This is a genomic window from Pseudomonas fragi (assembly GCF_002269505.1).
GTDB lineage: Bacteria > Pseudomonadota > Gammaproteobacteria > Pseudomonadales > Pseudomonadaceae > Aquipseudomonas > Aquipseudomonas fragi_D.
This window is the reverse complement of sequence record NZ_NQKQ01000008.1, coordinates 94,634-113,427: the sequence shown is the minus strand read 5'-3', so window position 1 is coordinate 113,427 and position 18,794 is coordinate 94,634. Positions and strand designations below refer to the sequence as shown.

14 protein-coding genes are annotated in these 18,794 nt (G+C 55.5%); 2 read left to right on the top strand and 12 right to left on the bottom strand.

Going from position 1 to position 18,794, the window contains the following annotated elements; genetic code table 11:
* Nucleotides 1-47: 47 nt before the first annotated feature.
* The gene (gene htpG / locus CJU81_RS09595; RefSeq protein ID WP_016780177.1) at nucleotides 48-1,952 is read right to left on the bottom strand and encodes a molecular chaperone HtpG; all 1,905 of its coding nucleotides are present in this window, start codon (nucleotides 1,950-1,952) and stop codon (nucleotides 48-50) included.
* 232 nt (nucleotides 1,953-2,184) lie between these two features.
* Between htpG and CJU81_RS09590 the strand changes: the two genes are divergently transcribed.
* A complete protein-coding gene (locus tag CJU81_RS09590) occupies nucleotides 2,185-2,445 on the top strand; it encodes a hypothetical protein (RefSeq protein WP_095036390.1) in 261 nt (86 codons plus the stop codon).
* Between the two features lie 170 nt (nucleotides 2,446-2,615).
* On the opposite strand, the gene brnQ is transcribed toward CJU81_RS09590, so the two are convergent.
* From brnQ to sdhC, 11 genes are all read right to left on the bottom strand, one after another.
* On the bottom strand, nucleotides 2,616-3,929 hold the full coding sequence (brnQ, locus tag CJU81_RS09585; RefSeq protein WP_095036389.1) for a branched-chain amino acid transport system II carrier protein: 1,314 nt from the start codon (nucleotides 3,927-3,929) through the stop codon (nucleotides 2,616-2,618).
* A 471-nt stretch (nucleotides 3,930-4,400) separates the two neighbouring features.
* Nucleotides 4,401-5,303, bottom strand: coding sequence for a zeta toxin family protein (locus CJU81_RS09580; RefSeq protein ID WP_095036388.1), 903 nt, complete (start codon nucleotides 5,301-5,303; stop codon nucleotides 4,401-4,403).
* 283 nt (nucleotides 5,304-5,586) lie between these two features.
* The gene (gene sucD / locus CJU81_RS09575; protein ID WP_019408932.1) at nucleotides 5,587-6,468 is read right to left on the bottom strand and encodes a succinate--CoA ligase subunit alpha; all 882 of its coding nucleotides are present in this window, start codon (nucleotides 6,466-6,468) and stop codon (nucleotides 5,587-5,589) included.
* Nucleotides 6,468-7,634, bottom strand: a complete 1,167-nt coding sequence (gene sucC / locus CJU81_RS09570) for an ADP-forming succinate--CoA ligase subunit beta (protein ID WP_019828555.1) — start codon at nucleotides 7,632-7,634, stop codon at nucleotides 6,468-6,470. Before sucC ends, sucD begins: the two co-directional genes overlap by 1 nt.
* Before the next feature lie 226 nt (nucleotides 7,635-7,860).
* The gene (gene lpdA / locus CJU81_RS09565; protein WP_016780172.1) at nucleotides 7,861-9,297 is read right to left on the bottom strand and encodes a dihydrolipoyl dehydrogenase; all 1,437 of its coding nucleotides are present in this window, start codon (nucleotides 9,295-9,297) and stop codon (nucleotides 7,861-7,863) included.
* A 105-nt stretch (nucleotides 9,298-9,402) separates the two neighbouring features.
* Complete coding sequence (gene odhB, locus CJU81_RS09560; protein WP_095036387.1) at nucleotides 9,403-10,623, bottom strand: 2-oxoglutarate dehydrogenase complex dihydrolipoyllysine-residue succinyltransferase; 1,221 nt, start codon at nucleotides 10,621-10,623, stop codon at nucleotides 9,403-9,405.
* 41 nt (nucleotides 10,624-10,664) lie between these two features.
* Complete coding sequence (locus CJU81_RS09555; RefSeq protein ID WP_095036386.1) at nucleotides 10,665-13,496, bottom strand: 2-oxoglutarate dehydrogenase E1 component; 2,832 nt, start codon at nucleotides 13,494-13,496, stop codon at nucleotides 10,665-10,667.
* 259 nt (nucleotides 13,497-13,755) lie between these two features.
* Nucleotides 13,756-14,460 carry a succinate dehydrogenase iron-sulfur subunit gene (locus CJU81_RS09550; RefSeq protein ID WP_095036385.1) on the bottom strand — a complete coding sequence of 235 codons (705 nt, stop codon included), beginning with the start codon at nucleotides 14,458-14,460 and terminating at the stop codon, nucleotides 13,756-13,758.
* Between the two features lie 11 nt (nucleotides 14,461-14,471).
* On the bottom strand, nucleotides 14,472-16,247 hold the full coding sequence (gene sdhA, locus CJU81_RS09545) for a succinate dehydrogenase flavoprotein subunit (RefSeq protein ID WP_095036384.1): 1,776 nt from the start codon (nucleotides 16,245-16,247) through the stop codon (nucleotides 14,472-14,474).
* Nucleotides 16,248-16,250: 3 nt separating this feature from the next.
* Nucleotides 16,251-16,619 (bottom strand): succinate dehydrogenase, hydrophobic membrane anchor protein, encoded by a 369-nt coding sequence (sdhD, locus tag CJU81_RS09540; RefSeq protein ID WP_003446906.1) that lies wholly within the window; start codon nucleotides 16,617-16,619, stop codon nucleotides 16,251-16,253.
* Nucleotides 16,613-16,999 carry a succinate dehydrogenase, cytochrome b556 subunit gene (sdhC, locus tag CJU81_RS09535; RefSeq protein WP_019828563.1) on the bottom strand — a complete coding sequence of 129 codons (387 nt, stop codon included), beginning with the start codon at nucleotides 16,997-16,999 and terminating at the stop codon, nucleotides 16,613-16,615. The genes sdhD and sdhC overlap by 7 nt, the downstream gene beginning before the upstream one ends.
* 351 nt (nucleotides 17,000-17,350) lie before the next feature.
* On the opposite strand from sdhC, the gene gltA reads away from it, so the two are divergent.
* Complete coding sequence (gltA, locus tag CJU81_RS09530) at nucleotides 17,351-18,640, top strand: citrate synthase (RefSeq protein ID WP_016780166.1); 1,290 nt, start codon at nucleotides 17,351-17,353, stop codon at nucleotides 18,638-18,640.
* The last annotated feature ends 154 nt before the right edge of the window (nucleotides 18,641-18,794 follow it).

The following is an 18,794-nucleotide window of genomic DNA, read 5'->3' as shown; positions in this document are numbered from 1 at the left end:
GAATGCAAAACAAAAAAAACCCGCCGAAGCGGGTTTTTATAGCGCGGTTAGACCGACAACTCTACTAACAATTTGTTTAGCCGACGGACATAGGCCGCAGGGTCTTTCAAGCTGTCGCCGGCTGCCAGGGCTGCCTGGTCGAAGAGGATGTGCGACAGGTCGCCAAAACGCTCTTCGCTCTGCTCCGCATCGAGTTTCTCGATCAGCGGGTGAGCCGGGTTGAACTCGAAGATAGGCTTGGACTCAGGCACTTTCTGACCGCTGGCTTCGAGGATCTGACGCATTTGCATGCCCAGATCCTGCTCACCAATGGCCAGAATCGCCGGGGAGTCAGTCAGACGATGCGATACGCGAACTTCGCTGACGCTCTCGCCCAAGGCAGCCTTGATTCGCTCAACCAGACCTTCTTTGGCCTTGGCCACTTCTTCTGCGGCTTTCTTGTCCTCTTCCGAGTCCAGGTTGCCCAGATCGAGGTCGCCACGGGCCACGTCGACAAAGCTCTTGCCGTCGAAATCGCTGAGGTAGCTCATCAGCCACTCGTCGATGCGGTCGGTCAGCAGCAGGACTTCGATGCCTTTCTTGCGGAAGACTTCGAGGTGCGGGCTGTTTTTAACCTGAGCGTAGGTTTCGCCGGTCAGGTAGTAAATCTTGTCCTGGCCTTCTTTGGCGCGGGCCAGGTAGTCGGTCAGCGAAACGTTTTGCTCACCGTCGTCACCGTGGGTCGAAGCAAAACGCAGCAGACCGGCGATTTTTTCCTTGTTGGCGAAATCTTCAGCCGGACCTTCTTTCATGACCTGACCGAAGTTTTTCCAGAAGCCCTGGTATTTCTCAGGCTCGTTCTTCGCCAGTTTTTCCAGCATGTCGAGTACACGCTTGGTCAACGCCGTCTTCATCGAGTCGATGATCGGGTCTTTCTGCAGGATTTCCCGCGACACGTTCAGCGACAGGTCGTTGGAGTCGATCACGCCTTTGATGAATCGCAGGTACAGAGGCAGGAATGACTCAGCCTGATCCATCACGAACACGCGCTGTACATACAGCTTCAGGCCTTTAGGCGCTTCACGCTGGTACAGATCGAACGGTGCACGGGCCGGCACGTAGAGCAGGGAGCTGTATTCAAGCTTGCCTTCAACCTTGTTGTGGCTCCAGGCCAGCGGGTTCTCGTAGTCGTGGGCAATGTGCTTGTAGAACTCCTGGTATTCCTCGTCCTTTACTTCAGTGCGAGGACGGGTCCACAGGGCACTGGCACGGTTAACGGTTTCCCATTCCAGTGCAGGTGCCTCTTCGCCTTCGGCAACGGTCTGCTCTTTAGGCAGCTCGATCGGCAAGGCGATATGGTCGGAGTACTTCTTGATGATGTTGCGCAGGCGCCAGCCATCAGCGAATTCGGATTCGCCGGGCTTGAGGTGCAGCACGATCTTGGTACCGCGGTCGGCCTTCTCGACGGTGGCCACTTCAAACTCGCCCTCGCCCTTAGAAGACCAATGTACGCCTTCGCTTGCCGGAGTACCGGCACGGCGGCTGTACACGTCAACCTTGTCGGCAACGATAAAGGCCGAGTAGAAGCCCACACCAAATTGACCGATCAGGTGCGAATCTTTTTTCTGGTCGCCGGTGAGGTTTTTCATGAAGTCGGCAGTGCCGGACTTGGCGATCGTACCCAGGTGGGTGATCACGTCGTCACGGTTCATGCCGATACCGTTGTCTTCGAGAGTGACGGTGTTGGCGTCCTTGTCGAAGCTCACACGGATTTTAAGCTCGGCACCGCCCTCCAGCAGATCTGGCTTGGACAGTGCTTCAAAACGTAATTTGTCGACAGCATCAGAGGCGTTCGAGATCAATTCGCGAAGGAAGATTTCCTTGTTGGAGTACAGCGAATGGATCATGAGGTGTAGCAGTTGCTTGACCTCGGTCTGGAAGCCCAGGGTTTCTTTTTGAGTTTCCACGCTCATTGTTATCAAACTCCGATTGGATGGCATGAGCCACGCCCTAGTGGGTTGGCGGCGGGATGTGATGAAAGTTGGGGCCAGTGCTGCAAATTTCAAGGGGTGAAGGACTCCCCAAGTTTTTTACCAATAGTTTCGGTCCGCACTGCTTTACTTATATATGTGTTCGGGCATGGAACTTAAGCCATCGGCCCATGCTCAAACGCCCCGTAGATCTACTCATAAGGAGAAACACCCCATGCGTAATACTTTTGCTGTTGCCTTGATGCTGGCTGCTTCGCTTGGCCTGGCTGCCTGCGATAAAAAATCCGAAGACAAAGCCCAGGACGCTGCTCAACACTCCGAGCAAGCTCAAGAGAAAATGAGCGAAGCGCAGGATAAAGTGAACGACGCTGCAAAAGAGAACGCTGAAGCGGCTAAAGCCCAGGCTGAATCTAACGCTGCAGCGGCTAAAGAAGCAGCACCTGCGGCGCCAGTGGCAACTCCAGAAAGCAAGTAACACGACTTTCTGCGATGTAAAACAAAGCCCGCCAAGTGCGGGCTTTGTTGTACCTGGGTGTTACAAGTAATTGATTGAACGCTTAAAGACACGCCCATAAAAAAAGCCCTGCATCTATAAGATGCAGGGCTTTTTAACTTATTCGGTAACGCTTTTGGCGCTCCGAATAATCAAGCGAGGGCTTCAGCCCGCTTGCCCAACAGGCGATCGCAAATAAATGCGCCAACCAGAGTCACCAGGCATGGCACCAGCCAGGCCAGGCCCTGATTGCTAAATGGCATGTTGGCCAGTTGGCCCGGGATCCAGTCACCCAGACCAGCGCCCTTGAGTGCGTCGATCGTGCCGAAGAAGAACGACACCAGCATCACCGGGCCCACAATCCGCGCCTGCGCATGCCACAGGCCTTTGCAGAAGCTCAAGGCCACCAGCACGATGCATGGCGGGTAGATGGCCGTCAGCAGCGGGATGGAGAACGCAATCAACTGGGTCAGGCCCAGGTTGGACACGCCCAGGGAGAACACCGCAAGGATAATCACCAGAGTCTTGTAAGACAGTGGTAGAACCGTACTGAAGTATTCCGCACAGGCACAGGTCAGGCCAACGGCCGTTACCAGACAGGCCAACGCGATGAGTACCGCCAGGAAACCGCTGCCCAACGAACCAAAGGTATGTTGAACATAGGCGTGCAGTACCGCCGCGCCATTGGTTGCGCCTGCTGCCACTTCATGGCTGCCCGCCCCCAGGCGGAACAGGCTGATGTACACCAGCGCCAGACCGACACCGGCTATAAGACCGGCAATGATCGCGTAACGGGTAATCAACTTGGGCGATTCAACACCGCGCGAGCGGATGGCGTTCACAATCACGATGCCGAACACCAGAGCGCCCAGGGTATCCATGGTCAGGTAACCATTGATGAAGCCCTGTGAGAACGGTGCGGCAACGTATTCAGGGGTCGCAACGCCGATATCACCGGCAGGCAAGGCAACTGCGGCAATGCCGAGGATGGCCAGCGCGATGATCTTCAACGGTGCAAGGAAACGCCCTACCGTGTCCAGCAAGCGACCCGGATACAGCGAAACGAAAAACACGATCAGGAAGTACACCGAGCTGTACAAGAACAGCGCCAGCGGGCTTTCACCAGTCAAGGGTGCCAGGCCGACTTCAAAGGACACAGTTGCGGTACGCGGGGTCGCGAACAACGGGCCAACAGCCAGATAGGCCACCGCCGCCAGCAGGCCGCCAGCGATTTTGCCGATCGGGCTGCTCAGTGCATCCATCCCGCCGCCCACTTTGGCCAGCGCGATAACAGTGACCACCGGCAAACCGACCGCAGTGATCAGGAAGCCCAATGCTGCCATCCAGACGTTAGGTCCGGCTTGCAGGCCCACGATTGGCGGGAAAATGATGTTGCCAGCCCCGACGAACAGGGCAAAAGTCATAAACCCAAGTGCCAGGATGTCCTGGCCTTTCAATACTTTCATTACGGAAATACCACACTACTGAATCGGAATTTAGAGGGGAATTTCCCGTGCGGATGTGGGAAATGCTGTCGATCCGTATAAGACCAACCCGTCTAGCGCGCGGCTTCCTTTTGGGACGCACACGCAAAAAAGCAGAATGTCGGCAAGATTACCGAGTTTTTTCCTACAACGCACTGTTAGAGGGCGGACTGTCCGATGAACGAACGCAGTTGTCGCCTGGATGACATCGAAAAATGGGTTGGTGTGGTTTTAACTGTTCTGTCGCCATCTGGATGTGGGACCGAGCCTGCTCGCGAAGGTCGTTAACGACGCCTCCCCACTCTTGATGGCTTCGCGAGCAGGCTCGATCCCACAGCTGAAGCCCCAGGGTAAATTTGTCGTGCCCCTAAATGCACAAAGACCATCCGAAGATGGTCTTTGCTTGTACAACCCTCAGCCATACGAGTCGCCTGCCTGACAGGTAATGGCGCATCAGTTCTTGTTGTCTCTCAGTTCCGGATTTGCGAATTGTAAATTAAACGAAACGAGTGACGACAACTTATCAAACAAGGGAACGCGTTCGGACGCTGCAGTCTTTCTTCCCTGCTCAATAGCCGCGACTATCTTATCAGGTGATATATCCGAGGTAGCTCGATAATAAACCTCACCCGACCTGCCGCTCACTACAACCTCATCCAGCTCTGGCGCCAAACTTTCGTACCGTTCTGGATTCACCGTACTATTATAAGCATCTTCGTGATATTCCATGGGCGTTCTCCTGGCGCCATCCGGGGGATTTTTTTCTTCGTTGATTTCTTTCAAACCAGACTCATACCTTGAATATATACCCATCGTGCTGGTGGATTTATCGACCGCCAGAATATTCAGCGACACATGGTAGTTTTGCTCCTTGGACGATTTGACTGCCGCCAACACTTCATCACTTTGACTGTTAAGGGATTTTTGGATGATCATGTTAAATCTGTTATCAAACCCATGCTTTTGCAAACCGCCTTCCAGATAGCGCGCTATCTCTTTGCTACCGGGCACAGTGCCGGGGTACCCCTTTTGTGCAGCCTCTGCGTAGCCAGGCACAAAGCGCTTGAGATCATCGTAATCAACAATCACACAATTGCCTTTGTGCTGCCTTGCCAGGCTGTTGATCGCCGTTGATTTGCCTGCGCCCATCTGGCCGGTGACAATGTGCGCCTGGGGCTTCTTTTGCGAGGTTGCATTGGCGGTCAGTTCTTTTATAACTGCCTCCAACAATTTGCTTTTTTCCATATTACCCAGCGGCTCTACTTTTCTGGGATCTGAAGAAACCTGAACTTGCCGAAGTTCATGAAAGCTGGCGGACTTTGGCAAACCGGTTAAAATCGGAGAAAAATCTTTCATACTTTAACCTCCATCACTTGATGAAAGTCAGATTTTCAACCCTCATAAAAAACCCGTCAACCAACTGACATAATCAATGTACATTCGGATATTTCAGCAACATCCTCTCGCATTATGTTTACTTCCTGCACCGACACACATGGCAAAGCTGCACTATCCAGTTAATGGTTTCACGCTGCACTACAGGCACTTTAACCTGATCATGTAATTCCAAAAGCCTGAACGCACAAAGGCCACCCGAAGGTGGCCTTTGCCTGGTGTAACAGTCAGCTAAGCCAATGGCTTATTTGATTGCCCAACCTGTCAGCTCGGACAGAGCCTTGCCGATGTCTGCCAGCGAACGCACGGTTTTAACGCCTGCGTCTTCCAGGGCAGCAAACTTCTCGTCTGCAGTACCCTTGCCGCCAGAGATGATTGCGCCAGCATGGCCCATGCGCTTGCCTGCAGGGGCAGTCACACCAGCGATGTAGGAAACAACCGGCTTGGTCACGTGTGCCTTGATGTAGGCAGCCGCTTCTTCTTCAGCCGAACCGCCGATCTCACCGATCATTACGATCGCTTCGGTCTTCGGGTCTTCCTGGAACAACTTCAGGATGTCGATGAAGTTGGAACCAGGGATCGGGTCACCACCGATGCCTACGCAAGTCGACTGACCGAAACCGGCGTCAGTCGTTTGCTTAACGGCTTCGTAAGTCAGGGTGCCGGAACGCGACACGATACCTACTTTGCCTGGCAAGTGAATGTGACCTGGCATGATGCCGATCTTGCATTCGCCCGGGGTGATAACGCCAGGGCAGTTAGGGCCGATCAGGGTAACACCCAGTTCGTCGCACTTAACTTTAGCGTCCAGCATGTCCAGGGTAGGAATGCCTTCGGTGATGCAAACGATCAGCTTGATGCCGCCGAACGCTGCTTCAAGGATGGAGTCCTTGCAGAAAGGAGCCGGTACGTAGATAACGCTGGCGGTTGCGCCAGTGGCAGCTACGGCTTCTTTCACGGTGTTGAAAACAGGCAGGTCCAGGTGAGTGGTGCCGCCTTTGCCCGGAGTTACGCCACCGACCATCTTGGTGCCGTATTCGATGGCTTGCTGGGTGTGGAAGCTGCCCTGGGAACCTGTGATGCCCTGGCAGATAACTTTGGTGTCTTTATTGATCAGGACGCTCATTACTTGCCCTCCGCAGCTTTAACAACTTGTTGAGCAGCGTCGGTCAAGCTGGTAGCCGCGATGATGTTCAAGCCGCTTTCTGCCAGTACTTTAGCGCCCAGTTCAGCGTTGTTGCCTTCAAGGCGAACAACCACCGGGATTTTCACGCCGACTTCTTTCACTGCACCGATGATGCCTTCGGCAATCATGTCGCAACGAACGATGCCGCCGAAGATGTTAACCAGCACTGCTGCGACATTGCTGTCGGACAGGATGATCTTGAACGCTTCGGTAACGCGTTCTTTGGTAGCACCGCCGCCAACGTCGAGGAAGTTGGCTGGCTTGCCGCCATGCAGGTTAACGATGTCCATGGTGCCCATCGCCAGACCAGCGCCGTTTACCATGCAGCCGATGTTGCCTTCCAGGGCTACGTAGTTCAGTTCGAACTTGGCAGCGTGCGCTTCGCGCGGATCGTCTTGCGACGGATCGTGGAAAGTTTTCAGCTTGGCCTGACGGTACATGGCGTTTGCGTCGATGTTGATTTTTGCATCGAGGCAGTGCAGATCGCCGTCAGTCTTGATAACCAGCGGGTTCACTTCCAGCAGGGCCAGATCGTGATCCTTGAACAGTTTGGCCAGACCTACGAAGATCTTGGCGAACTGAGTAACTTGCTTGCCTTCCAGACCCAACTGGAAAGCCAACTCGCGACCCTGGAATGGCTGAGCGCCAACCAGTGGATCGATAGTTGCTTTCAGAATTTTTTCTGGAGTGTCGTGTGCGATCTTCTCGATGTCCACGCCACCTTCGGTGGAAGCCATGAACACGATACGACGGCTTGAACGGTCAACGACAGCGCCCAGGTACAGCTCTTTAGCGATATCAGTGCACGATTCAACCAGGATCTTGGTGACCGGCTGACCATTGGCGTCAGTCTGGTAAGTCACCAGACGCTTGCCCAACCACTGTTGTGCGAATGCTTTAGCGTCTTCTTTGCTGCGAACCAGCTTAACGCCGCCCGCTTTACCGCGACCACCTGCGTGAACCTGGGCTTTTACAACCCATTCGGTCCCACCGATTTTGTCGCAAGCTTCTGCGGCTGCTTCCGGGGTGTCTACTGCATAACCCTTGGATACTGGCAGGCCGTATTCAGCGAACAGCTGCTTACCCTGATACTCGTGAAGATTCATGCTTTTTACCGTCTTCGTTAGGTACTGCGCATTCGGCGCTGCACTATTATTAGTGCCGCACCACCTGTGACTGCTGCTTGTACTGTTTCAACAAACCCGACACCCGCATGAGCGGAGCCGGGCCCGGTTAAAACAAAACAAGACTGCGTCCGGCGGAAGTTCCGCGGTGAGGCTTGCTAGCAAGGCTCACGACGGGCAAACCGCCGTGGTTTCTTATTGTCTGGTCTTAACGTTTCTTACGGTTGGCAATGTGAATGGCGCCGCCATTCACTGCCAGCGCTGCTTCGTGCAACGCTTCGGACAGGGTTGGATGGGAGAAAACCATCATGCCCAGATCCTCGGCACTGGTGCCGAATTCCATACCGATCGCGCCCTGCTGTACCAGCTCTGCAGCGCTCGGGCCAATCACGTGGACGCCCAGTACGCGGTCAGTTTTGGCATCAGCAATGACTTTGACAAAGCCACCGGTGTCGTTTGCTGCCATGGCACGGCCACTGGCTGCGAACGGGAAGGTGCCGACGTTAACCTCAACGCCTTCAGCTTTCAAGGCCTGCTCGGTTTTACCGACCCACGCGATCTCCGGGTGAGTGTAAATAACCGATGGAATCAGGTCGTAGTTCATCTCGGTCTTGTGACCTTTGATGCGCTCGACAACCATGATGCCTTCTTCCGAAGCCTTGTGTGCCAGCATCATGCCGCGAACCACGTCACCAATGGCGAATACGCCCGGTACGCTGGTTGCGCAATGATCGTCAACAAACACGAAACCGCGCTCGTCGATGGTCACGCCGCTGTCAGCTGCCAGCAACTCGGTAGTCACCGGACGGCGACCCACAGCTACGATCAGCTTGTCGAAGGTGATGGTCTGTTCGCCGTTGGCGTCGGTGTAGGTCACAACGACTTCTTCGCCGTTAACCTTGGAACCGGTAACGCGAGCGCCCAGCTTGATGTCCAGACCTTGTTTGGTCAGGGTTTTGTAGGCTTCTTTCGAAACGGCAGCGTCAGCAGCCATCAAGAAGGTGTCCAGGGCTTCCAGGACAGTGACTTCAGCGCCCAGACGGGACCATACCGAACCCAGTTCCAGACCGATCACGCCAGCGCCGATAACGCCCAGACGTTTTGGTACGGACTGGAATTCCAGTGCGCCGGTCGAATCAACGATCACGTTGTTGTCGACAGGAGCAGGCGGAATGTCGATCGGACGCGAGCCCGAAGCCAGAATCACGTTCTCGGCTTCGATGATTTCAACGCTGCCGTCGGGCTTGGTCAGTTCAACACGCTTGCCGGCCAGCAGTTTGCCGTGGCCTTGCAGGGAAGTAACGCCGTTGGCCTTGAACAGGGTCGCAACGCCGGAAGTCAGACCTTTAACGATGTTGGCTTTACGGCCAACCATCGCAGCAACGTCCATCTTCACTTCACCGGTGGTGATGCCGTGGATGGCGAACGCATCCTTGGCTTCGTGATACTTCCAGGAGCTGTCCAGCAGCGCCTTGGATGGAATGCAGCCAACGTTCAGGCAAGTACCGCCCAGCGCCAGTTTGCCTTCCTTGTCGGTGTATTTTTCGATGCAAGCAGTCGAAAGGCCCAGTTGCGCGGCCTTGATGGCTGCAACGTAGCCGCCAGGGCCCGCACCAATCACTACAACGTCAAATTTCTGAGACATGAAAATAGATCCTCTATTAGCTACAAGCTGTCAGCAGCAAACTGCAAGCCAAAGCCAGACTGCTTTATCTCGCAGCCTGGCACCAGTTGCTTGCAGCCGCTTCTATTAGATATCCAGCAGCAGACGAGCTGGGTCTTCCAGCAGGTTTTTGATTGCTACCAGGAAACTTACAGCTTCTTTGCCATCGATCAAGCGGTGATCGTAAGACAGAGCCAAATACATCATCGGACGGATAACTACCTGACCGTTGACTGCCATTGGACGCTGAAGGATGTTGTGCATGCCCAGGATCGCGGCTTGCGGCGGGTTAACAATCGGGGTCGACATCATCGAACCGAAAGTACCACCGTTGGTGATAGTGAAAGTACCACCGGTCATTTCGTCGATCGACAGTTTGCCGTCACGGGCTTTTTTACCGTAAGCAGCGATGCCGCCTTCGATTTCAGCCAGGCTCATCAGTTCGGCGTTACGCAGAACCGGAACCACCAGACCACGGTCGCTGGATACAGCCACACCGATGTCGGCGAAGCCGTGGTAAACGATGTCGGAACCGTCGATCGAAGCGTTGACTGCCGGGAAGCGTTTCAGCGACTCGGTAGCTGCCTTGACGAAGAACGACATGAAGCCCAGGCGTACGCCATTGTGGGCTTTCTCGAACTGATCCTTGTACTTCGAACGCAGTGCCATGATTTCAGTCATGTCCACTTCGTTGAAAGTGGTCAGCATCGCCATGTTCGACTGAGCTTCAACCAGACGCTTGGCCACGGTGGCACGAACGCGGGTCATCGGAACGCGTTTTTCTACGCGGTCGCCAGCAGCGAATACCGGAGCAGCAGCGGCAGGTGCAGCGGCCTTGGCCGGCGCAGCAGCAGGAGCGGCCTTTTTGGCAGCTACAGCAGCAACTACGTCTTCCTTGGTCACACGACCGCCTTTGCCAGTACCGGCAACGGAAGCGATGTTGATACCGTTTTCTTCAGCGATCTTGCGTGCAGCCGGAGCAGCAACAGGATCGTCTTCGCCATCGGCAGCCGGAGCAGCAGCAGCAGCCTGGGCAGCAGGTGCGGCAGCGGCCGGAGCGGCAGCAGCGCCGCCTGCAACGATGGAGCCCAGCACTTCGTCGGACAGAACGGTGTCGCCTTCGTTCTTGACGATAGCGCCCAGCACGCCGTCAGCAGTGGCCAGTACTTCCAGCACTACCTTGTCGGTTTCGATGTCAACAATCAGGTCATCACGCTTTACAGCGTCGCCCGGTTGTTTGTGCCAGGTGGCAACGGTGCCATCGGCAACCGATTCCGGAAATGTTGGGGCTTTGATCTCGATAGCCATGTTCTTTGGTTCCTTAAATTCGGTTTCAGTGCGCGAAGGCGTTAAACAGTGAACGCGTCTTGCAACAGTTTTGCCTGTTGCTCAGCGTGCATCGATGCGTAACCACAAGCAGGTGCAGCAGAAGCGTCACGGCCTGCGTACTCAAGTACGAGAGACTTGTCGTGACCGCTGATGATGCGGCGCATGTGATGCTGGCTGCAGTACCAGGCACCCTGGTTCATCGGCTCTTCCTGACACCAGACAATATGTTTGGCGTTTTTGTACGGAGCCAGGACTTCAATCAAGTCGTCCTCAGGGAATGGGTACAGCTGCTCAAGACGCACGATGGCGATGTCATCACGACCTTCGGCACGGCGTTTTTCCAACAGGTCGTAGTAGACCTTGCCGCTACACAGAACGATGCGACCGACCTTGGCCGGATCTTGTGCATCGATTTCTGGAATAACGGTCTGGAACGAACCTTCGGCCAGATCTTCCAGGGTCGAGATTGCCAATTTGTGACGCAGCAACGACTTCGGTGTCAGGACGATCAGCGGCTTGCGCAGCGGACGGATAACCTGACGGCGCAGCAGATGGTAGATCTGTGCCGGAGTGGTCGGTACGCACACCTGAATGTTGTGCTCGGCACACAATTGCAGGTAACGCTCAAGACGTGCAGAGGAGTGCTCCGGGCCCTGACCTTCATAACCGTGTGGCAGCAGCATGGTCAGACCGCACAGACGGCCCCACTTGTGCTCACCGCTGGTGATGAACTGGTCGATTACAACCTGGGCGCCGTTGGCGAAGTCGCCGAACTGGGCTTCCCAGATCACCAGCGCGTTAGGCGTGGTGGTCGAGTAGCCGTATTCGAACGCCAATACCGCCTCTTCAGACAGCAACGAGTCGTACAGGTCAAAGCGTGGCTGACCCTCGAACAGGTGCTTGAGAGGAATATAGGTGCCAGCATCTTTCTGGTTGTGCAACACGGCGTGACGGTGCGAGAACGTACCGCGGCCGATATCCTGACCGGTCATGCGAATCGGGTGACCTTCGAACTGCAGGGTTGCGTATGCCATGGTTTCGGCATAACCCCAGTTGATCGGCAGGCCGCCGGCTTGCATTTTTTGACGATCTTCGTAGATCTTCGCAACCTGGCGCTGAACCACGAAGCCTTCCGGAATTTCCAGCAGCTTGGCGGACAGTTCTTGCAGGGTTTTCAGATCAAAACGGGTGTCGTGACGCGCAGTCCAGGCGTGGCCCAGATACGGACGCCAGTCTACGAACAGCTCTTTGTTCGGCTCTTTGACCAGACTTTTCACAACATGCAGACCGTTGTCCAGCGCGTTGCGGTATTCGTCGATCTTGGCCTGAACGCGTTCTGCGTCTACCACTTTCTCTTGTGTCAGGCGCTCGGCATACAGCTCACGGGTGGTGCGCTGCTTGGCGATTTGCTGATACATCAGCGGCTGAGTGCCGTTTGGCTCATCGGCCTCGTTGTGACCGCGACGGCGGTAGCAGAACAGGTCGATCACGACGTCACGCTTGAACTGCATGCGATAGTCGATAGCCAGCTGGGTCACGAACAATACGGCTTCCGGATCATCACCATTTACATGGAGGATCGGCGCCTGGATCATTTTCGCAACGTCAGTGCAGTACTCGGTAGAACGGGAGTCTTCCGGATTGCTGATGGTGAAGCCGACCTGGTTGTTGATCACCAGGTGAACCGTACCGCCAGTCTTGAAGCCGCGGGTCTGCGACATCTGGAAGGTTTCCATGACCACGCCCTGACCTGCGAATGCAGCATCACCGTGGATGGAAATTGGCAGTACCTTTTCGCCGGTGCTGTCGTTACGACGATCCTGGCGAGCACGTACAGACCCTTCAACCACTGGAGAAACGATTTCCAGGTGGGACGGGTTAAACGCCATTGCCAGGTGAACTTCACCACCGGCAGTCATGACGTTGGAGGAGAAGCCCTGGTGGTATTTAACGTCACCGGAACCCAGCTCGATTTTTTTCTTGCCTTCGAACTCGTCAAACAACTCGCGCGGGTTTTTACCGAAGGTGTTCACCAATACGTTCAGGCGACCACGGTGGGCCATGCCGATAACGATTTCCTTGGTGCCGTAGTTGCCCGAACGCTGGATCAGCTCGTCCAGCAAAGGAATCAGGCTCTCGCCGCCTTCCAGGCCGAAACGCTTGGTGCCCGGGTATTTGGTACCCAGGTACTTTTCCAGACCTTCAGCAGCAGTGACGCGCTCAAGCAGATGGCTTTTGACTTCAGCCGAATACGACGGGCGGCCGCGTACGCTTTCGAGGCGCTGTTCAAACCAGTGGCGCTGCTCGGAATCGACGATGTGCGTGAACTCTGCGCCAATGGTGCGGCAATATGTCTGCTGCAACGCTTCGAGAATTTCGCGTAGGCTCGCTTCCTCTTTGCCGATATACAGGTCGCCGGCACGGAAGGTCGTATCAAGATCGGCATTGGTCAAGCCGTAATGATTGATCGACAGGTCTGCAGGTGCAGGACGCTGCCACAGCCCCAGCGGATCAAGCTGGGCTGCCTGGTGGCCGCGCATCCGATAGGCCTGGATCAATCGCAGCACTTCAACCTGCTTCTTCTCGTGCTCACTGCTCACGCTCCCGGCGGAAACCGGTTGAGCGCGGCGCTGGTTCTTTGCCAGCAGCACGAAATGGTCGCGGATTGTGGAGTGCGAAACATCGTTGGCAGAGTTGCCTTCAACAGGCAACGTCTGAAATTTGGTGCGCCATTCTTCTGGCACAGCGTTAGGGTCGTGCAGGTAGAGCTCATAGAGCTCTTCCACATAGGCAGCGTTACCACCTGAAAGATAGCCGCTGTTCCACATGCGCTGCATCACGCTTTCTTGCATGCTTGGTCACCCTCGGTTAGGGGACACCATCGACGAGAACACCAGAGCATGCTTGAGAAAGTCCGAATACAGCGACTAAAACAAGCCACTTAGGATCACGCTGATAGTCCGGGTACCAGCCCGGATGCCCCTGCTGGTCTCATTTCTTCAAAATAAGAGCCGCAGCTTTTGAGCTGTTGCTCAGGTTAAAACTACGGCGCCGGTTGAAGCCTGCGCCGCAGCATTTACGGTTACAGCGGTGCTGCGGTACAGCCTTGGATCACACGCCGCTTTGCAGCAGCATGCTACGCACGTGACCGATGGCCTTAGTCGGGTTCAGGCCCTTCGGACACACGTTTACGCAGTTCATGATCCCGCGGCAGCGGAATACGCTGAACGGGTCATCCAGCGAAGCCAGACGCTCACTGGTCTTGGTGTCACGGCTGTCAGCCAGGAAACGATAGGCTTGCAGCAGTGCAGCAGGGCCCAGGAACTTGTCCGGGTTCCACCAGAAGGACGGGCACGAAGTCGAGCAGCAAGCGCACAGGATGCACTCGTACAGACCGTCGAGCTTTTCACGCTCTTCTGGCGATTGCAGACGCTCGATGGCCGGAGCCGGCGTGTCGTTCTGCAGGAACGGCTTAACTTTTTCGTATTGCTTGTAGAAGATGCTCATATCGACGACCAGGTCACGGATAACCGGTAAACCTGGCAGTGGACGAACGATCAGCTTGTTGCCTTTAACCACAGCGGACAGCGGCGTTACACACGCCAGGCCGTTCTTGCCGTTGATGTTCATGCCGTCGGAGCCGCAAACGCCCTCACGGCAAGAGCGACGATAGGAGAAACCCTCGTCCTGCTCTTTGATCAGGGCAAGTACGTCCAGCACCATCAGGTCTTTACCGTGGGTATTGACCTCGAATTCCTGCATGAACGGAGCGGCGTCCTGATCAGGGTTGTAACGATAAACACTGACTTTCAACATATCGGCCACCCTTAGTAAGTACGAACCATAGGTTCGAAGGTCGGAACGGTTTTCGGCGAGAAGTTCACCGCACGCTTGGCTACGCGCTTGTCACCCGGGAAGTACAGGGTGTGGCACAGCCAGTTAACGTCGTCACGATCTTCGAAGTCTTCACGGGCGTGAGCACCGCGCGATTCCTTACGAACTTCAGCAGCGATTGCAGTCGCTTCAGCCACTTCGAGCAGGTTTTGCAGCTCAAGGGCTTCGATACGAGCAGTGTTGAACGCCTGGCTCTTATCGTTGATTTTCACGTTGGCAATGCGCGTGCGCAGATCTGCCAGCTGGGCAATACCCTTCTGCATGTATTCGCCAGTACGGAATACACCGAAGTAGTTCTGCATGCAGCTTTGCAGCTCTTTACGCAGGGTTGCCACGTCTTCGCCGTCGGTACGCGAGTTCAGGCCGTCCAGACGTGCCAGGGCAGCGTCGATATCGGATTGGCGCGGACGAGCGTAATCAACGCCTTCTTTAAGGGTCTGCTCAAGGAACAGGCCGGCAGCACGACCGAACACCACCAGGTCGAGCAGCGAGTTGCCGCCCAGACGGTTGGCACCGTGTACCGATACGCAAGCCACTTCACCCACTGCAAACAGGCCAGGGATGATCTGGTCAACGCCATCAGCGTCCTGAGTGATTGCCTGGCCATGAATGTTGGTGGCAACGCCGCCCATCATATAGTGGCAGGTAGGAACCACTGGAACTGGAGCCAGAACCGGGTCAACGTGCGCGAACGTTTTCGACAGTTCGCAGATACCTGGCAGACGGCTGTGCAGAACCTCTTCACCGAGGTGATCGAGTTTCAGCATCACGTGGTCGCCATCCGGACCGCAACCGTTGCCCGCGATGATTTCTTTAACCATCGAGCGAGCTACTACGTCACGACCTGCAAGGTCTTTGGCGTTCGGAGCATAACGCTCCATGAAACGCTCGCCGTGCTTGTTGATCAGGTATCCACCTTCACCACGGCAACCTTCTGTAACCAGTACACCGGCGCCGGCAATACCGGTCGGGTGGAACTGCCACATTTCGATGTCCTGTACCGGCACGCCAGCACGCAGCGCCATGCCAATACCGTCGCCAGTGTTGATCAGTGCGTTGGTGGTGGACGAGTAGATACGGCCTGCACCGCCAGTCGCCAGTACGGTCGCGTTAGCGCGAACGTAGGAGGTTTCACCGGTTTCGATGCAGATAACGATCATGCCGACGAAATCGCCAGCCTCGTTTTTAACCAGGTCGACACCATAGTATTCGTTCAGGAATACAGTGCCGGCCTTGAGGTTGGCCTGGTACAGGGTGTGCAACAGCGCGTGACCGGTACGGTCGGCTGCAGCGCAAGTACGGGCAGCCTGGCCGCCTTTGCCGAAGTCCTTGGACTGGCCGCCGAAAGGACGCTGGTAGATACGACCCTGTTCGGTACGGGAGAACGGCAGACCCATGTGCTCGAGTTCGAACACGGCTTCCGGGCCTACGGAACACATGTATTCGATAGCGTCCTGGTCACCGATATAGTCGGAACCCTTGACGGTATCGTACATGTGCCAGCGCCAGTCATCGTTTGGATCTGCAGACGCGATCGCGCAGGTAATGCCACCCTGGGCCGATACGGTGTGCGAACGAGTCGGGAAAACCTTGGTGATTACGGCAGTCTTGTGACCGCCTTGAGCCAGCTGCAGAGCAGCGCGCATGCCGGCACCGCCGCCGCCAATGATGATGGCGTCGAACGAAAGTGTATTAACTGTGTTAGCCATGAATCAGATACCCCAAAGAATCTGCACACCCCAGACGAAGTAAGCGAACATTGCAACGCCGCAGACTGCCTGGAAGAGGAAACGTACTGCTGTCGCGGACTTGCCCAGCGCCATTGGCGTCAGGTAGTCGGTCGCGATGGTCCACATGCCGACCCAGGCGTGTGCGCCCAGAGCAACAAGGGCCAGCAGGCTGAAGATACGCATCCAGTTGCTTGCGAACAGCTCATGCCATTGGGCGTAGCCAATGCCAGGGTTCGCAACGAGGTACCCGATCAGGAAAATGAAATAAGCCGCTAGAACAACCGCAGACACACGCTGTGCCATCCAGTCATAGAGGCCCGAACGCGACAGGTTCGTAACGCTGGTTACCATATCCAAACTCCCGCCAGAACAATCATCACCACGGAAATGACGATTACGATTTTCGAGCCCAGTCGGCCGCCTTCAAGCGTCTCACCGATGCCCATGTCCATGATCAAGTGACGCACACCGGCAACCAGGTGATACAGCAAGGCAGAGAGCAGGCCCCACGCAACGAATTTGGCCAGCGGACTGGTCAAGCATGCCTTCACCTCGGCATAGCCTTCTTCCGAACCCAGGGATTTGCTCAATGCATAAAGCATGATGCCCAGGCCGAGAAAAAGAATAATGCCCGATACACGGTGCAGAAATGACGTAACGCCGGTGATGGGGAGTTTGATGGTCCTTAGGTCTAGGTTTACAGGTCGTTGGCTATTCACGGCTTTTTTCACACTGAAGAGCCCCTAACAATCAGGGCAAGTTTGTTGGGATGCGCACTGGTCAGGTACCCACCACCCGGGAGTGACGACCCCCATCTAAACAGGCCCAAAAGCCTCTGGCGGTCGGCTGCCGAGTATAGACAGTTAGGTTACTAATGACAACGCAAACACCCACCCCCTAATAGCGCATTGCGCTCGCAGCATAAAAGGCGTAAACGGCCGGGATATTCGCGAAAAAACGCTCCTCAAAGCCTTGTACAGCAAGACTTTAGGCAAATTGACATTCAAATTTATCTCACTATAGTGGTGCGGGCCCTGCGTGGGGGGTCTGTCTGATGATTTCAAGCATAAATAGGAGGCCACATGGCTGACAAAAAAGCGCAGTTGATCATCGAGGGCGCAGCCCCCGTCGAGCTGCCCATTTTAACTGGCACCGTGGGTCCCGATGTAATCGATGTGCGAGGCCTGACGGCCACGGGCCGATTCACATTTGACCCGGGCTTCATGTCGACCGCATCTTGCGAGTCGAAGATCACCTATATTGATGGTGACAACGGTATCCTGCTGCACCGCGGCTACCCGATCGAACAGCTGGCCGAACATTCTGATTACCTTGAGACCGCTTACCTGCTGCTGAACGGCGAACTGCCGACTGCAGAGCAGAAGGCTCAATTTGTCAGCACCGTGAAGAACCACACCATGGTTCACGAGCAGTTGAAGACCTTCTTCAACGGCTTCCGTCGTGACGCCCACCCGATGGCGGTCATGTGCGGTGTAGTCGGCGCTCTCTCGGCCTTCTACCACGACTCCCTGGACATCAATAACCCGCAGCATCGCGAAATTTCCGCGATCCGCCTGGTTGCCAAGATGCCAACCCTGGCAGCGATGGTTTACAAGTACTCCATGGGTCAACCCATGATGTACCCGCGTAACGACCTGACCTACGCCGAAAACTTCCTGCACATGATGTTCAACACACCGTGCGAGATCAAACCGATCAGCCCGGTACTGGCCAAGGCAATGGATAAGATCTTTATCCTGCACGCTGACCACGAACAGAATGCTTCGACCTCTACCGTGCGTCTGGCGGGCTCTTCGGGTGCCAACCCGTTCGCCTGTATTGCTGCCGGTATCGCTGCACTGTGGGGCCCTGCCCACGGCGGCGCCAACGAAGCCGTGCTGACCATGCTCGACGAAATTGGCGATGTGTCCAACATCGACAAGTTCATCGCCAAGGCCAAGGACAAGAACGATCCGTTCAAGCTGATGGGCTTCGGTCACCGGGTTTACAAAAACCGCGACCCACGCGCCACAGTGATGAAAAAGACCTGCGACGAAGTGCTGAAAGAGCTGGGCATTCAGAACGATCCGCAACTCGAACTGGCCATGCGCCTGGAAGAGATCGCCCTGACCGACCCGTACTTCATCGAACGCTCGCTGTACCCGAACGTCGACTTCTACTCGGGGATCATCCTCAAGGCGATCGGCATTCCGACCAGCATGTTCACCGTGATCTTCGCCCTGTCGCGTACAGTCGGCTGGATCTCGCACTGGAAAGAAATGCTCTCCAGCCCGTACAAGATTGGTCGTCCGCGCCAGCTGTACACCGGCTACGAGCAGCGTGACATCACCAAGCTGGAAGACCGCAAGTAGGGCATATCCCACGATAGCGCCCTGGTTGCAGACAATACGGCCTCTATTTATATAGAGGCCGTATTTTTTTGTGCCCATGATTTGTAGCAGCTGCCGAACGCAGCCTCGTTCCTTCGGCAGCTACGGTACTTCGAGCTTGTACAGCGAGAATAGG

Excerpts from the sequence above, each read along its gene's own strand:
- htpG (WP_016780177.1), bottom strand. The coding sequence starts at position 1,952 with ATGAGCGTGGAAACTCAAAAAGAAACCCTGGGCTTCCAGACCGAGGTC.
- CJU81_RS09590 (WP_095036390.1), top strand. The coding sequence starts at position 2,185 with ATGCGTAATACTTTTGCTGTTGCCTTGATGCTGGCTGCTTCGCTTGGC.
- brnQ (WP_095036389.1), bottom strand. The coding sequence starts at position 3,929 with ATGAAAGTATTGAAAGGCCAGGACATCCTGGCACTTGGGTTTATGACT.
- CJU81_RS09580 (WP_095036388.1), bottom strand. The coding sequence starts at position 5,303 with ATGAAAGATTTTTCTCCGATTTTAACCGGTTTGCCAAAGTCCGCCAGC.
- sucD (WP_019408932.1), bottom strand. The coding sequence starts at position 6,468 with ATGAGCGTCCTGATCAATAAAGACACCAAAGTTATCTGCCAGGGCATC.
- sucC (WP_019828555.1), bottom strand. The coding sequence starts at position 7,634 with ATGAATCTTCACGAGTATCAGGGTAAGCAGCTGTTCGCTGAATACGGC.
- lpdA (WP_016780172.1), bottom strand. The coding sequence starts at position 9,297 with ATGTCTCAGAAATTTGACGTTGTAGTGATTGGTGCGGGCCCTGGCGGC.
- odhB (WP_095036387.1), bottom strand. The coding sequence starts at position 10,623 with ATGGCTATCGAGATCAAAGCCCCAACATTTCCGGAATCGGTTGCCGAT.
- CJU81_RS09555 (WP_095036386.1), bottom strand. The coding sequence starts at position 13,496 with ATGCAAGAAAGCGTGATGCAGCGCATGTGGAACAGCGGCTATCTTTCA.
- CJU81_RS09550 (WP_095036385.1), bottom strand. The coding sequence starts at position 14,460 with ATGTTGAAAGTCAGTGTTTATCGTTACAACCCTGATCAGGACGCCGCT.
- sdhA (WP_095036384.1), bottom strand. The coding sequence starts at position 16,247 with ATGGCTAACACAGTTAATACACTTTCGTTCGACGCCATCATCATTGGC.
- sdhD (WP_003446906.1), bottom strand. The coding sequence starts at position 16,619 with ATGGTAACCAGCGTTACGAACCTGTCGCGTTCGGGCCTCTATGACTGG.
- gltA (WP_016780166.1), top strand. The coding sequence starts at position 17,351 with ATGGCTGACAAAAAAGCGCAGTTGATCATCGAGGGCGCAGCCCCCGTC.